The sequence below is a fragment of the Immundisolibacter sp. genome (genome assembly GCF_014359565.1).
GTDB lineage: Bacteria > Pseudomonadota > Gammaproteobacteria > Immundisolibacterales > Immundisolibacteraceae > Immundisolibacter.
The window spans coordinates 1-14440 of record NZ_JACIZD010000011.1 but is presented as its reverse complement, the minus strand read 5'-3'; the positions used below and the strand labels follow the sequence as shown (position 1 = coordinate 14440).

General features: G+C 66.8%; 11 protein-coding genes and 1 tRNA gene. 6 read left to right on the top strand and 6 right to left on the bottom strand.

Features of this window, described 5'->3' with window-relative positions:
* The first annotated feature begins 24 nt into the window (after positions 1 to 24).
* The 5 genes from H5U26_RS11300 to H5U26_RS11280 all read left to right on the top strand — a co-directional run bounded on the left by H5U26_RS11300 (position 25) and on the right by H5U26_RS11280 (position 5118).
* Positions 25 to 1209 carry a pyridoxal phosphate-dependent aminotransferase gene (locus H5U26_RS11300; protein ID WP_290619717.1) on the top strand — a complete coding sequence of 395 codons (1185 nt, stop codon included), beginning with the start codon at positions 25 to 27 and terminating at the stop codon, positions 1207 to 1209.
* Positions 1210 to 1267: 58 nt separating this feature from the next.
* Positions 1268 to 1343, top strand: a tRNA-Asn gene (locus tag H5U26_RS11295).
* A gap of 510 nt (positions 1344 to 1853) precedes the next feature.
* Positions 1854 to 2468, top strand: a complete 615-nt coding sequence (locus tag H5U26_RS11290) for a hypothetical protein (RefSeq protein WP_290619715.1) — start codon at positions 1854 to 1856, stop codon at positions 2466 to 2468.
* A gap of 19 nt (positions 2469 to 2487) precedes the next feature.
* Positions 2488 to 4734, top strand: a complete 2247-nt coding sequence (locus H5U26_RS11285; RefSeq protein WP_290619713.1) for a response regulator — start codon at positions 2488 to 2490, stop codon at positions 4732 to 4734.
* A gap of 6 nt (positions 4735 to 4740) precedes the next feature.
* On the top strand, positions 4741 to 5118 hold the full coding sequence (locus tag H5U26_RS11280) for a response regulator (protein ID WP_290619711.1): 378 nt from the start codon (positions 4741 to 4743) through the stop codon (positions 5116 to 5118).
* Between the two features lie 16 nt (positions 5119 to 5134).
* Here the strand turns inward: H5U26_RS11280 and H5U26_RS11275 are convergent, their stop codons facing one another.
* Genes H5U26_RS11275 through H5U26_RS11265 form a run of 3 tightly spaced genes read right to left on the bottom strand, consistent with a single transcriptional unit; the run spans position 5135 to position 8104 of the window.
* Complete coding sequence (locus tag H5U26_RS11275) at positions 5135 to 6280, bottom strand: response regulator (protein WP_290619709.1); 1146 nt, start codon at positions 6278 to 6280, stop codon at positions 5135 to 5137.
* On the bottom strand, positions 6277 to 7329 hold the full coding sequence (glsA, locus tag H5U26_RS11270; protein ID WP_290619707.1) for a glutaminase A: 1053 nt from the start codon (positions 7327 to 7329) through the stop codon (positions 6277 to 6279). Before glsA ends, H5U26_RS11275 begins: the two co-directional genes overlap by 4 nt.
* Positions 7330 to 7351: 22 nt before the next feature.
* The gene (locus H5U26_RS11265; RefSeq protein WP_290619705.1) at positions 7352 to 8104 is read right to left on the bottom strand and encodes a MinD/ParA family protein; all 753 of its coding nucleotides are present in this window, start codon (positions 8102 to 8104) and stop codon (positions 7352 to 7354) included.
* A 227-nt stretch (positions 8105 to 8331) separates the two neighbouring features.
* Between H5U26_RS11265 and H5U26_RS11260 the strand changes: the two genes are divergently transcribed.
* Positions 8332 to 11772: a methylmalonyl-CoA mutase family protein gene (locus H5U26_RS11260; protein ID WP_290619703.1), complete on the top strand. Its 3441-nt coding sequence runs from the start codon at positions 8332 to 8334 to the stop codon at positions 11770 to 11772.
* A gap of 343 nt (positions 11773 to 12115) precedes the next feature.
* Here H5U26_RS11260 and H5U26_RS11255 read toward each other — a convergent pair whose 3' ends face one another.
* The 3 genes from H5U26_RS11255 to H5U26_RS14940 are packed head-to-tail and all read right to left on the bottom strand — an operon-like array spanning position 12116 to position 13690.
* Complete coding sequence (locus H5U26_RS11255) at positions 12116 to 12508, bottom strand: DUF6285 domain-containing protein (protein WP_290619701.1); 393 nt, start codon at positions 12506 to 12508, stop codon at positions 12116 to 12118.
* A 2-nt stretch (positions 12509 to 12510) separates the two neighbouring features.
* Positions 12511 to 13533: a phosphotransferase family protein gene (locus tag H5U26_RS11250; RefSeq protein WP_290619699.1), complete on the bottom strand. Its 1023-nt coding sequence runs from the start codon at positions 13531 to 13533 to the stop codon at positions 12511 to 12513.
* Positions 13534 to 13567: 34 nt separating this feature from the next.
* Positions 13568 to 13690 carry a PEP-CTERM sorting domain-containing protein gene (locus H5U26_RS14940; protein WP_366055939.1) on the bottom strand — a complete coding sequence of 41 codons (123 nt, stop codon included), beginning with the start codon at positions 13688 to 13690 and terminating at the stop codon, positions 13568 to 13570.
* Positions 13691 to 14440: the final 750 nt, after the last annotated feature.

Sequence of the window (14440 nt, the reverse complement as noted above, 5' to 3'; positions counted from 1 at the left end):
TCTGCCCATATCGGGGTAACCACCGTGGAACTCAAGCTCGCCGCCCGCGTCGCCGCCATCAAGCCGTCCGCCACCATGGCCGTCACCGCCAAGGCCAAGGAGCTGCAGGCCGCCGGGCGCAAGGTGATTGGCCTGGGCGCCGGCGAGCCGGATTTCGACACGCCGCAGCACATCAAGGACGCCGCCAAGGCCGCCATCGACCGCGGCTTCACCAAATACACGGCGGTCGAGGGCACGCCCGAGTTGCGCCGCGCCATCGTCGACAAGTTCGCGCGCGAGAACGGTCTCAGCTACCAGCCGGCGCAGATTCTGGTCTCGTCCGGCGGCAAGCAGAGCTTCTACAACCTGGCGCAGGTGCTGCTGGAGGAGGGCGACGAGGTCATCATCCCGGCGCCGTACTGGGTGTCCTATCCGGACATCGTGCTGCTGGCCGGCGCCACGCCGGTGATCCTGCAAACCGATCTGGACGGCCACTTCAAGATCAGCCCGGCGCAGCTGGAGGCGGCCATCACGTCGCGCACCAAACTGCTGGTGCTCAACAGCCCGTCGAATCCCACCGGCAGCGTCTATTCGGAAGCCGAACTGGCCGCCCTGGCCGAGGTGCTGCTGCGCCACCCGCAGGTGTGGATCGCCAGCGACGACATGTACGAGCACATCCGCTGGGACGGCGCGCCGTTTCGCAACATCCTGAACGCCTGCCCGGCGCTGTACGAGCGCACGATGGTGCTCAACGGCGTCTCGAAGGCGTATTCGATGACCGGCTGGCGCATCGGCTACGCCGCCGGTGATGCCCGCGTCATCAGCGAGATGGCCAAGATCCAGTCGCAGAGCACGTCCAACGCCTGTTCCATCTCGCAGGTGGCGGCGCAGGCCGCCCTGGAAGGCGATCAGGGCTTCATCCAGCAGATGAACACTGCCTTCAAGCAGCGCCACGACTTCGTGGTGGCGGCGCTGAACGACATCAAGGGCATCCGCTGCGCGCCGGCCGACGGGGCGTTCTACTGCTTCTTCAGCGTGGCCGACGCCATCGCCGCCACGCCGGGGGTCAGCGACGACGTCGAGTTCGCCGCCTGGCTGATGGAAAAGGCCGAGGTCGCCCTGGTGCCCGGCAGCGCCTTTGGCGCCCCCGGCTACCTGCGCCTGTCGTTCGCCACCAGCATGGACAACCTCAAGGAGGCCATGCGCCGGCTTAAAGTAGCTCTCGGCTGATGGCCGTTTGCGCCTTGACCAGCCGCCCGCACGGCACCTAGACTACGCGGCCTTTTCTTCCCCGGTAGCTCAGTCGGTAGAGCAAGTGACTGTTAATCACTGGGTCGGCGGTTCGAGCCCGTCCCGGGGAGCCATTTTCGAAGCCTGCCCTCGCGGCACATTCCTGTAGCGCATGATCGACACCCTGCCCAAGGCCCTGATTGCCACCGTCGTCGCCATCGTGGCGGTCGGCGTGGTGTTTGCGCTGATCGTCTGATCCGGCCGCGGCGGCCATCGCCGCAGTCTGCTCATCCATCATTCCCGGCAGGGCCGGATCGATCCCCACGGGCGGCGCAACGTGCCACACCAAGGCTTGCTCCGGATGGCTCGGCAACGCGATCCTGGGCGATAGCGGCACGGTTCCTGGGCGAATTCGGCATTGACGCCGGATCGCGTCGTTCCTTGGCCGGCTCGATGCCCGGCGCTTCGCAGACGGGCGTGGTCCGTGCGTGCCCGCTTGTACTTCAGTGGCACGTGCCACAGGATTTTGTGGTTCAGGCCGTGCCATCATCCTGCTGGCAAGGTTGGTTTTTCAACCATTTGCATCCATACTTTGTGGCATACAACAGCCCCACCAATCGAAGATACTTTCGCAGGGACACGACGTGCGTGCGAGCAAGCCCAGGCGCAGCGGGTGGTTACGCTGGTTATTCTGGCTGACGGTGAGCCTGCTGATTGCGGGCGCGGCCCAGCTTTGGCAGGCGCTTTCCGGTGCCGACTGGGTGCTGGCGGCCTGGTTGTTGCCGTTGCCGGTCCTGGCAGGGGTCGCTTTCAGCGCCCTGTGGGGGCTGCTGGGCTCGCGTCGTGAGGTGGCGCCAGCGCGCGCAGGCCGAGCCAGGACCAATCAACGAAAGTTCCCGCGCCAGCCCAAGGCGCATCTACAGGAACTGCAGCGCTCGGGCGACTACTGGGCGATCATGCTGCGTCTGCCACCCCAGGGCGCCTGCCAGGTTGCGCAGGCCCTGCGCACGCAGGTGTTCGATTTGTATCGCGCGCCGCTGCTGCCGCTCGGCGGCTGCACCAGTGCAAGTTGCAAATGCGGGTATTCGGGGCTGAAGGACCGTCGCCGTCGCGATGTACTGCCGCCGACGCTCGCGCGCGATCGCCGCGCCGGGGCAGTGATCGAGTGGACCGGCGGCAAATTGCCGGTGCCGCCGGAGCCCCACGAAATCAACCGTAGGCAGGGTATTGCGCCGCTGCCGGAAGGGCTCAGCCCGTGATGATTGCAGGGGTCGGCCCGTGACGATTGCGCAGCGGCTGTTGCTGTCGTTCGGTTTGATCCTGCTGCTGTTCGGGATCAATGTGGCGCTGGCCCTGGGGGCGCAGTTTTTTCGCTCGAACAGCGTCGAACGCATCCTGGATGCGGCCGAAAGCCAGTTGCTGCTGGCCCGCGCCGAGCTGCAATTACGGGCCTTGGACCCGCGTTCCGGGGCCATGGAAACTGCTCCTTTGGCCGCGCTGGAAGACGCGCTCACAGGCCTTGCCAGCAGCGAGTCCCTGGCCGGCAGCAGCGATCTGCAGGCCCTGCGCAAGGCGGTGGATGAACTGCGCAGCGGCAGCTGGCCGACGCACGAGGCAAGCGATTCCCTGTTGCGCCGGATTCGCGTGCAACTGGCCGCGTTACAGGCGGCGCAGCAAGCGCATGCCGACGCCGTGGCGGCTCAGGATGCGTCCGTCGAGCGCCTGACCCGGCGGGTGAGCATCGCCAACCTGCTGATCACCGGCGTGCTGGTGGTGGTGGTGACCCTGCATTTCTTTGTCTTCCTGCGCCGCCGCGTGATCCAGCTGAATGCCGGTGCGCAGCGCATCGGCGGCGGCGACCTTGCCTACCGTATTCCCCTGGAGCATGACGACGAGCTGGCGGATGTGGCCCGCGGCATCAACCAGATGGCCGGTCAGTTGCAGCAGGCAGCTCGCAGCACGGACGAGGCACGTCAGGCGGCCGAGCAGGCCAATCAGTTGAAAAGCGCTTTTCTGGCCAACATGAGCCACGAGTTGCGCACGCCGATGAACGCCATCATTGGCTACACCGAAATGCTGCTGGATGACCTTGGCGACCGTGCCGATGATCCGGACGCCGAGCAGATGGCACAGGATCTGGAACGCATCCGCAGTTCAGGCAAGCACCTGCTGGCGTTGATCAACGACATCCTGGACCTGTCCAAGATCGAGGCCGGCAAGATGGAGCTGAGCCTCGAAACCTTCCCGGTGCAGGCCCTGCTCACGGATGTGGTCGACACGGTGCGCCCGCTGGTGGCCAAGAACAGCAATACGCTGGTGTTGCAGGTGCCTGACGATCCCGGCTCCATGCACGCCGACCTGACGCGGCTGCGCCAATCGCTGTTCAACCTGCTGTCGAATGCCGCCAAGTTCACCGACCACGGCACCATCACCCTGGGCGTCGAGCTGCTGGCCGAGGGTCCGCGCCCGCGCCTGCGCTTCAGCGTGACCGACACCGGTATCGGCATGACCGAACAGCAGGTGGGCAAGGTATTCGAGGATTTCGCGCAGGCCGATTCGTCCACGGCCCGCCGTTTTGGTGGTACCGGCCTGGGCTTGAGTATCAGCCGGCGCTTCTGTCGCATGATGGGTGGCGACATCAGTGTGCGTTCGATTGCCGGCGTCGGCTCGACGTTTACCATCGACCTGCCGGTGCATGTCAGTGAAACCGCTGCCCAGGACAACGCGCCGACGACGCAGTCGCCCATCACTGCCCAGCAGGGCGGCGACCTGGTACTGGTGATCGACGACGACCCGGGCATGCTCGAACTGATGGGTCGGTTGCTGAACCGCGAGGGCTATCGCGTGGTCACGGCCAGCACCGGCGATGAGGGGCTGGACATCGTCAAGCGCCTGCGGCCACAGGCGGTCATTCTGGATGTGCTGATGCCGCGAACCGACGGTTGGTCTGTCCTGTCCTCGCTGAAGGCCGATGAGCAGACGCGGGCCATTCCGGTCATCGTGCTGACCATGCTCGACGACAGCGAGATGGCATTCGCGCTGGGGGCGGCGGACTTCATGACCAAGCCGGTGGATCGCCAGCAGTTGGCCGCCAGTCTGCGTCGTTGCGGTTTGGTGCCGCAGGAGGGGACGGTGCTGGTGGTCGACGACGACGCGGAGTCGCGGGCGCTGACCCGGCGGGCGCTGGCTGACGGCAGCTGGCAGATCATGGAGGCGAACGACGGCTGGCAGGCGTTCGAGGTGATGCAGCAGCGCCCGCCGGACCTGATACTCCTGGACTGGCTGATGCCGGGCATGGGCGGGCGGGAGTTTCTGACCCGACTGCGCGCTGGCGAACAGGATCGCGTTCCGACGCCGGTCATCGTCGTCACGTCGCAGGAGCTGGCTGACGACGAACAGTTTGAGCTGGACCGCTATCGGGCGCTGCGAATCAGCAAATCTGCCCTGACGCGCGGCGCACTGCAGGCACAGATCAGCCTCGCCCTGCAGGATGTGAGCCCGCAGGCCCGGGCGGCGGGAGGTTGAACGAAGATGGCAAAGGTTCTGTTGGTCGAGGACAACGAGATGAACCGCGACATGCTGTCGCGGCGGCTGCTGCGCAAGGGCTTCGACGTGGTGATGGCCGAGGACGGGGCGGCCGGCCTTGCACGCGCCTTCAGCGACGCGCCGGCAGTGATACTGATGGACATGAGCCTGCCGGTACTCGACGGCTGGGAGGCCACCCGCCGCCTGAAGGCCGATCCGGCCACGGCACACATCCCGGTGATCGCCCTGACCGCGCATGCGATGAGCGAGGACCGCGACAAGGCCATGGCCGCGGGCTGCGATGATTACGACACCAAGCCGATCGACCTGGACCGGCTGCTGGGCAAGATCGCAGGCTTGCTGGCAAAAACCGGAGCTGCCTGAGCAGCGCAGGCGTGGCTCAACGTTCGCGCAGGGCGCGAGCCTTGGCGCGCAGATTGCGGAAATACTCGCTTTCGGTGATTTCGGCCACCGCCTGCGAGCGGCTGGCGGCGTCGACTTCCAGCCGGTGCACTTCGGCCAGCTGGGCGCGCAGGGCGGCCTCCCGTTGGTTGAATTCGCGCACCATGCGCCCGAAGGCCCGCGCCAGTTCGCCCAGGTCGTCGGCGCGCTGCCCGACCCGCTCGAGTTCGGCCTCATCCACGCGCTGGCCATCGCGCACGCTGGCGGCCGCCGCGGTCAGTTTGGCCACGTCCTTCAGGTAGCCGGTTTCGCGATCCCGGGCGCGCTTTTGCTCGATCGAGCGGGTTACGCGCGCGCGCAGCACCACCGGATCGACGTGCTTGGGCAGAAAATCCACGGCGCCCAGATCGATGCAGCGCGCCACACTGTCCATTTGCGTCAGCGCGGAGATGACCAGTACCGGCAATGACGACAGTTCGGGATCGGCCCGCAGCAGTTCGAGTACCTGATAGCCGTCCAGCCCCGGCATGATGATGTCCAGCAGCAGCAGGTCATACGGACGGCGGCGCAGCATGCGCAGGGCGGTATCGCCATCGCCAACCGCGTCCACCTGGTGGCCGAGCTGCTGCAGGCGCCGGCTGAGCAGGTTACGGTTCAGGTCAGTGTCGTCGACGATCAGAATGCTGCTGCCGGTGGGCGCCACGACTGGCGGCTGTGGCAGCGGTAGCGCCGACTGTGGCAGGGGAGCGCTTCGAAGCCGCGTCGGGTCGTCGTTGACGGCCAGTCGGGCGAGCAGTTCAAGCAGTCTGCCGCGCGCCGTTTCGATGTGATCCACGTCCTCCTGCGGTGCGCCGTCCCACGACCGCAGGCCGGCGATGCCCGTTTCAAGCTCGGCCAGCGGCGCCTGCAGCGATGGCAGCCAGTCGGCCGGCAGTGGCCCGCTGCGCGGCAGCGTTCCGATCAGGTCGTTCAGCCGCTCACCGGACCGGCGTACCGGCTCGACCCGCCGCTGCAACTCGACGTCGTCCGGGGTGTCTTCGACCAGCAGGTTGGCGTAACCCAGAATGGCGTTGACCGGCGTGCGCAGGTCGTGCAACAGGTGCGCCGACAGCTCGACCGGCGCCCCCGGGAACAACGAGCTCATGCCGGTGGGGCCGACGGCGTCACCCGGGCGTGTGCAGTCCACGGCAGTTGCGCGGCGTCCGCTGGCGGGGCGCTCCCGAAGCAGTGCAAGCCGAAGCGTTGCGACAGCTCCCGGCACACCGCCACACCGCGCACGCTGTTGCCGTGGCTGTCCAGTGGCGGGGAAAAAACGGCCATTCCCATGCGACCGGGCACGACTGTCATGACGCCTCCGGAGACGCCGCTTTTGGCAGGAAGCCCGACATCGTAAGCCCATTGGCCGGCGTAGTCGTACATGCCGCAGGTGTACATGATGCTCAGCAGGTCCTGCACGTACTCGGCCTGCAGGGCGCGCACGCCGGTGACCGGGTTGACGCCGCCATTGGCCAGTGTGGCCGCCATCATGGCCAGGTCGCGCGTGGTCACCAGGATCGAGCACTGCTGGAAGTACAGATCGAGAACCTCCTCCACGTTCGGCGGCAGCATGCCGAAATTCAGCAGCAGGTGCGCGATGGAGCGATTGCGATGTCCGGTCTGACGCTCCGATGCGTACACCGCCACGTCCACCTTCGGCCGGCGGCCGATGTAGCGGCCGAACATGTCCAGCAGGCGGTTCAGGCGCTCGACGTGTGTGTCGCCCTTGATCAGGGCCGCGGTGGCAATGGCGCCGGCGTTGACCATCGGGTTGTGCGGCCGGTGGCTGCCCTCGTCCAGCTTGATGATGGAATTGAAGGCATCGCCGGTCGGCTCGACGCCCACCCGGGCGGCGACCGCCTCGCGGCCGTGGTCCTCCAGCGCCAGGCCGAACACGAACGGCTTGGATATCGACTGGATGGTGAACTCCTGCTCGCAGTTGCCGGCCTCGAACAGCTGCCCATCCGCGGCGCCGGCCACCGCAATGCCAAACCAGGCCGGATCGGCCGTGGCCAGCTCCGGAATGTAGTCCGCCACGCGGCCGTCCTGCAGGTCCCGGTAGCGCTGTTGCAACTCGCGCAGGGTGCTTCGAAACGGCGACACCGCGGTACGAATGCCGCGCACCAGGGCGCCAATATCGGAAGGCCGATCCTCCATCTAGCTGTCTCCTGGCCGCGGGCTAGCGCAACAAGCGGGCGGCCATGGCGCTCACGGCGACCGCGTAGGGATCATCCGGCGAACTCAGGCCGAATATGCTTTCGCTGCCCAGGCTGAGCAGCCCTTCGCACAGTGGCAATATCGCCAGCACCGGAATGCCGAAGGCTTCTTCGGCGCGCGCCTTCAGGACCGCCCGGTCCATGCCCGGCAGCACCTTGTTGAGCACGATGTTTGCGTCCTGCACGTCCAGTTGCCGGGCCAGGTCCACAGTGACCGCGGTGCCCTGGAAGTCCTGCCGGTCCGGGCGCACGATCAACAGCAGCGTGTCGGACACGGCGATCGACAGCAGCGTTTCCTCGTTCACGCCAGGGTGGGTGTCGACCAAGAGGAAATCGAGATCCAGCGCCCGGCTGAGTTGCTGAAAACCGTCATTGAGCAGAGCCACGTCAAAACCATGCTTGACGATGCGGGCAATATCGCCCGCCTTGATGCTCGAGGGCACCAGATGCACCGATCCGGTGCACGAGCCGAGCACCACCGTTCGGTCGTAGGTGGCGGCGAGCATCTCGCAATTGCCCCACAGAAAGTCGTTCAGCGTGCGGCCGATCTGGTCCGGCGTCAGGCCGAACAGCACGTGGATGCCCGGCGACTGGATGTCGGTATCCACAACGCCCACGCGCTGGCCGGCGCGCGCCAGCGCCGCCGCCAGATTGGCCACCAGGTTGGACTTGCCGGTGCCGCCGCGATAGGAATGAATCGATACCGTCCGAGTCACTCTGCCCCTCCCGTTGTCGCCTAGTATGCAGTGCTGTATGCAGAACGCATGCCATAAGGGCGGCGCTGGCAGCAGCACCGGGGCGGCGGGGACTTAGCCCGCCTTTTCGGCAGCAGCGAGACGGCTTGGCTGCGTTGGCACGCGGCACCCTGACGCCCGTTTAGAATGCCCTCCACGACAGCACCTGCCGCATCGGCAGCGCGCCAACCGCATCACGGAGTCCTCGCATGCACCCTCAGCGCTCGCCCGAAATCGCGGCGGTGACGGCCAGCCGGCCGCTGCGCTTCGTCACCGCCGCTTCGTTGTTCGATGGCCACGACGCGGCCATCAACATCATGCGTCGGCTGATGCAGGACCAGGGCGCAGAGGTCATCCACCTGGGCCACAACCGCGGCGTGCAGGAGATCGTGCGCGCCGCCCTGCAGGAGGATGCCGACGGCATCGCCGTGTCGTCCTACCAGGGCGGGCACGTGGAGTACTTCAAGTACATGGTGGACCTGCTGCGCGAGGCCGGCGCCGCCCACGTGCGCGTGTTCGGCGGCGGCGGCGGGGTCATCGTGCCGGCCGAGATCCGTGAGCTGGAAACCTACGGCGTGGAGCGCATCTACAGCCCGCACGACGGCCGCGCGATGGGTCTGGAAGGCATGATCGCCGACATGCTCGCCCGCACCGCCGAGCACCGCGTGGAGACGCTGCCGACCCGCCCGGCCGGCCCGACGGAGCACCTGGCCATCGCCCGCTGCCTGACGGCGATCGAGAATCTGCACGGCGACGGTCCGGCCAAGTCGCGCCTGTCCGGCGTGTGGCCCAAGCCCGGCGCGGCCCGCCCGCCGGTGCTGGGCATCACCGGCCCTGGCGGTGCCGGCAAATCCAGCCTCACCGACGAGCTGCTGCTGCGCTTCACGCGCCACTTCCCGGACCTGCGCGTGGCCATGCTGGCGGTGGACCCGACCCGGCGGCGCACCGGCGGGGCGCTGCTGGGCGACCGCATCCGCCTGAATGCGCTGGCCGACGAACGCATCTTCATGCGCTCGGTGGCCACCCGCCGCTCGCACCTGGCAACGTCCGTGATGCTCAAGGACGCGATCGACTTCCTGGCCGACTGCGGCTTCGGGCTGGTCCTGGTCGAGACCGCCGGCATCGGCCAGAGCGATACGGAAATCGTCGACCTGGTCGACCTGCCGATCTACGTGATGACCAGCGAGTACGGCGCCGCCACGCAGCTGGAAAAAATCGACATGCTCGATTACGCCGAGCTCATCGTGCTGAACAAGTTCGAGAAACGCGGCGCCGAGGACGCCCTGCGCGACGTGCGCAAGCAGTGGAAGCGCAACCGGGCGGCCTTCGAGCTGCCGGACGACCAGGTGCCGGTATTTCCGACCATCGCCAGCCAGTTCAACGATCCGGGCGTGAACTGGCTGTTCGTGTCCCTGTGCCGGCGATTGGTGGACAAGCTCGGCCTGGATGCGGCGCGCTGGACGCCGCAGCTGGACGTGACCCACCGCCAGCCGCGGGCACAGGCGCTGATCCCCGGCAGCCGCAGCCGCTACCTGGCCGAGATCGCCGCCGAAGGCCGCGCCATCCGTGCCCGGTTGGAGCACGAGGCGGATGCCGCCAGCCTGGCCCAGAGCCATTACGAGAGCCTCAAATCCCTGGACGATCCGGCGCTGCCGGCGCCGCTGACGCCGTATCCGCAGCCCGCGCTCGGCGGCGAGGGCGACCGCAGCCTGCTGACCCTGCGCCAGCGCTACAACGCGGCGCTGGGCGAGCTCAGCGATGAATCGATCGACCTGCTGCGCCAGTGGCCGGCGCGCCGCGATGCCGTCACCGCCGAGCACTACAGCTACGACGTGCGCGGCCGGGCCGTGACCGGCGACAACTACGTCGAGACCCTGTCGCGCCTGCGCATTCCCAAGCTCGCGCCACCGCGCTACCGCGACTGGGGCGAGCTGCTGCGGTATCTGGGCAACGAGAACCTGCCGGGCGCCTATCCCTACACCGGCGGCGTCTACCCCTACCGGCGCGCCGGCGAGGATCCGACCCGCATGTTCGCCGGCGAGGGCACGCCCGAGCGCACCAACCGGCGCTTTCATTACCTGTCGCTGGGCCAGCCGGCGGCGCGCCTGTCGACCGCCTTCGACTCGGTCACCCTGTACGGCGAGGACCCGCACCCGCGCCCGGACATCTACGGCAAGGTCGGCAACTCCGGCGTGTCCATCTGCTGCCTGGACGACATGAAAAAGCTCTACTCGGGCTTCGACCTGTGCAGCCCGACCACCTCGGTGTCGATGACCATCAACGGCCCGGCGCCGATGATCCTGGCCATGTACCTGAACGCCGCCATCGACCAGCAGGTGGAAAAACACCTGCGCGCGAGCGGACAGTGGCCGCAGGCGCAGCAAAAAATCGACCAACTACTGGCCGGTCAGCCACGCCCGACCTACGCCGGCGAGCTGCCGCAAGGCAACGACGGCCTGGGTCTGGGCCTGCTCGGCGTGAGCGGCGATCAGCTGGTGGATGCGGACACCTACGCCCGCATCAAGGCCGACACGCTAAAGACCGTGCGTGGCACCGTGCAGGCCGACATCCTGAAGGAAGACCAGGCCCAGAACACCTGCATCTTCAGCACCGAATTCGCCATGCGCATGATGGGCGACATCCAGCAGTACTTCGTCGACCAGCAGGTGCGCAACTTCTACTCGGTGTCGATCTCCGGTTACCACATCGCCGAGGCCGGCGCGAACCCGATCAGCCAGCTCGCCTTTACGTTGGCCAACGGCTTCACCATCGTCGAGTACTACCTGGCCCGCGGCATGGCCATCGACGACTTCGCGCCCAACCTGTCGTTCTTCTTCAGCAACGGCATGGACCCCGAATACGCGGTGCTGGGCCGCGTGGCGCGGCGCATCTGGGCGCGCGCCCTGCGCGAGCGCTACGGCGCCAGCCCCCGGGCGCAGATGATGAAGTACCACATCCAGACCTCCGGCCGCTCCCTGCACGCGCAGGAAATCCAGTTCAACGACATCCGCACCACGCTGCAGGCGCTGTATGCCCTGTACGACAACTGCAACAGCCTGCACACCAACGCCTACGACGAGGCGATCACCACGCCGACCGAGGAATCCGTGCGCCGGGCGGTGGCCATCCAGCTCATCATCACCAAGGAGCTGGGCCTGAACAAGAACGAAAACCCGCTGCAGGGCAGTTTCATCATCGAGCACCTGACCGACCTAGTGGAGGAGGCCGTCTATCAGGAGTTCGAGCGCCTGTCCGAGCGCGGCGGCGTGCTGGGCGCCATGGAGACCCAGTACCAGCGCGGCAAGATCCAGGAAGAAAGCCTCTACTACGAGCACAAGAAACACGACGGCAGCCTGCCGATCGTGGGCGTGAACACCTATCTGGCCCGCGACGGTGTGCAGGATGCCGAATTCACCGGCGAGCTGATCCGCTCCACGGCTGACGAAAAACAGCTACAGCTGGACGCCGTGAGCGGCTTTCAGGCTCGCCATGCCGCCAGCGCGCCGACCGCCCTGGCCCGCTTGCAGCAGGCCGCCACGGCCGGCGAGAACACCTTCGCCGCCCTGATGGACGCTGTGCGCCACGCCACCCTCGGCCAGATCAGCCACGCGCTGTATCAGGTGGGCGGGCAGTACCGGCGCAGCATGTAGGGGCGAGCGGCTCTTGGCCGGTGCTGCGGCGAGCAGGCGGTAGGGCGGGCTGGGCAAAAGCCATATCCCGCGATTTCGGTTGCCTGGAATGACGGCGCTTCCGCAGCAGTGCTCAGGTGTGGGAGGCCCGCCCCCGGGCCGAACGGGGTGCCGGCGGATTCGTGGCGGGGGATGCCGCTCCCACGACGGCTCCACCCGTCCCGCGGATTCTGCTTGTGGGAGGCCCGCCCTCGGGCCGAACAGGGCGCGCTAAAACGCCTACATCCACGCTCATCCGTCTGCCCATGCACCCGCCCACGCGGATGGCGATGACTCGCCCCGCGCCGGTCGGCGTCCTCGAAGCCTAGAGCGGTTCGAAGCCGTCCAGATAGCGCGGATTGGCGATTTCGAGCTTGGCGCGCACGCTGTGCGTCAGCGCGGTGAACGTGCCGCTGGGTGCCCGGTCTTCGCGGATCAGGGTGCACAGGATTGCCTGCTGGGCGGCGACCGCCGCGGCGAGTTCGCGTTCGTTCGCCGGTGATGGCGCGGCATCGCCCAGCAATGCGGTGAGGCGTTCCCATTCGGCGCATAGCAGGGCCGGTTCCAGGGCCAGCTCGCGGCGCAGCATGTCCAGCAGGTTGGCGGCCACCAGGGTGCGAAAGCGCAGGCGCGCGTCGCCGACCGTGGGCAGCAGCTCGGTGGCCATGAACTCGCGCACGGCATCCAGCAGCTCCGGCGCGGTGGGGCGGTCCTGCACGGTCAGTCTCCCGGATGGCGTGGGTGGCGCGGGTCGAGCAGGCTCAGGATTTCGAGCTCGATCTCGGCCGTCATGCGACCCAGGCTGGCCAGTTCGAGGCTCGGTTCCTGGCCGGACAGGTGGCGGCGGGCCTGGGTGACGGTGGCGATGGCCCATTTGAGGTTCGAGGCGACCTCGAACCAGTACAGCTCGCGCTCGGTGAACGCCGTGCCGCGGGCTGTGTTGTAGGCGCTCAGGAAGGCCGCCATGTCGCCGACGCCGCCGTAGTGCTTGCCGGCTTCGCCAAAGCGCCAGGCGCGGATGGCGCCGAAAGTCAGATCCTCGCCGGGATGGCCGCGATGGGCGAATTCCCAGTCCAGCACGCCGACCAGGCCCTGTTCGTCGACCACCACGTTGCCGACGCGATAATCGCCGTGGCACAGCACCGGCGGCAGCTCCGCCGGCGGGTGCGCGCGCAACCAGGCAAGGCCCAGTTCGAGGACAGGGTAGGGCTCCGCGACCGCCGCGAGCTCCTGTTCGAGCAGGCGAAGGCCATACGCCGCCGCACCCTCGCCCGCGGCAGGGCCGGGCAGGAACGCCGCCTCGGCGACGGCGATGCCGTGGATGGCGGCCAGCGCCGAGCCCATCTGCTGCGGGAGCAGGCGGCGCGCATTCGCCAGACTCGGCTCGCGCACGATGCGCCGGCCGATGGTCTCGCCCTCCAGGCAGGCCATGACAAAAGCCGCCTTGCCGTCTAGATTCTCCAGGTACGCGTAGGGCTGCGGCACCGGCACGCCGGCAGCATGGGCGAGTTCGATCACCGCGAATTCGGCTTGCCGCCCGAGCGCCGTGGCGAACATGCGCCCGCCCAGATCCCGACGCACGATCAGCGCCAGCGGCCCGGCCGATGCGGCAATTTCCAGCCGCCAGACCTGCTGCGACGCGCCGCCGGCCAGCAGTCTCAGTCCGCTGATCGCCGCCTCGGCGCCGAAGCGGCCGACGACCCACGGCGCCAGCGCCGCCGCAAGGGCTTGCGGGTCGCTCAACGCAAGTTCATTGGCGTCCGTGTGCAACGATCAGTTAGCCATTTTTGCGACGCCTTGTTGCAGCAACGCATGCAGCAAACCCCAACGCTGCCATGTAGATTGCAGCTGGTTCTGGAACAGTGGCGGCAGAAGGTGTGTACCCAGAAACTTGGGCCATGGGCGAGTACGGAACAAATAAATGGTAGTTCCGTGTTGATCCGTCTTCGAAGGTGAATTGATATGTCGCCTCAGATGGAGAGTAACTCGACTTGAAAGAGAAACTTCCAGCGGGCGTTGAGGATGCCGGGAGCTGCTGCCAAGTGGCCGTTGTTTTGCCATCAGCGTCTGGTGCCCCAACCGTATAAGTCCACCCATCTGGCGAACTGACCGCAAAAATACTGCTGTCAGCGAAGTACGGCATAACAATTGAATGGGTCTGAGTCGGCGCTGAGAAGACGTAGTTCCAGCCGGTTGAGTCTTGAAACGGCTGGAGAACCAATGGTGAAGACTCAGCTACCAGGTTTGGAAGGTCTGTGGGTGGTTGTATGACTTCTGACGGTAGTGGGCCATCATTGCACGCATACCCAGAGACGCAAAGACTGACAGCTTGAGCTTGCGTCACCATGTTGAGTGCGACCAGCATGGCGGCAAAGGGCAGGACAGATCTCTTCATTACGGGCTCCCCGTGTGACTGGGTCGATGTTTTATGTTGCCTGCGCATTACGACCATGTGAAGGCTAAGGAAACGCTGATTTATTCCCACGTCTAGGTGGCATGAGACCTTGGTCCTGAGACAATGCGGCCTGGTCCGCAGCGGGGGTGAGCAGACGTCATGCAAACGAGCTTTTCCGATCTCGAGTACGCCGGCAAGAAGAAGCAGACGCGCCGCGAGCGCTTCCTGGCGCAGCTGGAGGCGGTGACGCCGTGG

Bases quoted from the DNA above. Each gene is read 5' to 3' on its own strand.
- H5U26_RS11280 (WP_290619711.1), top strand. From the start codon at position 4,741: ATGGCAAAGGTTCTGTTGGTCGAGGACAACGAGATGAACCGCGACATG.
- H5U26_RS11275 (WP_290619709.1), bottom strand. From the start codon at position 6,280: ATGAGCTCGTTGTTCCCGGGGGCGCCGGTCGAGCTGTCGGCGCACCTG.
- glsA (WP_290619707.1), bottom strand. From the start codon at position 7,329: ATGGAGGATCGGCCTTCCGATATTGGCGCCCTGGTGCGCGGCATTCGT.
- H5U26_RS11260 (WP_290619703.1), top strand. From the start codon at position 8,332: ATGCACCCTCAGCGCTCGCCCGAAATCGCGGCGGTGACGGCCAGCCGG.
- H5U26_RS14940 (WP_366055939.1), bottom strand. From the start codon at position 13,690: ATGGCCCAAGTTTCTGGGTACACACCTTCTGCCGCCACTGTTCCAGAA.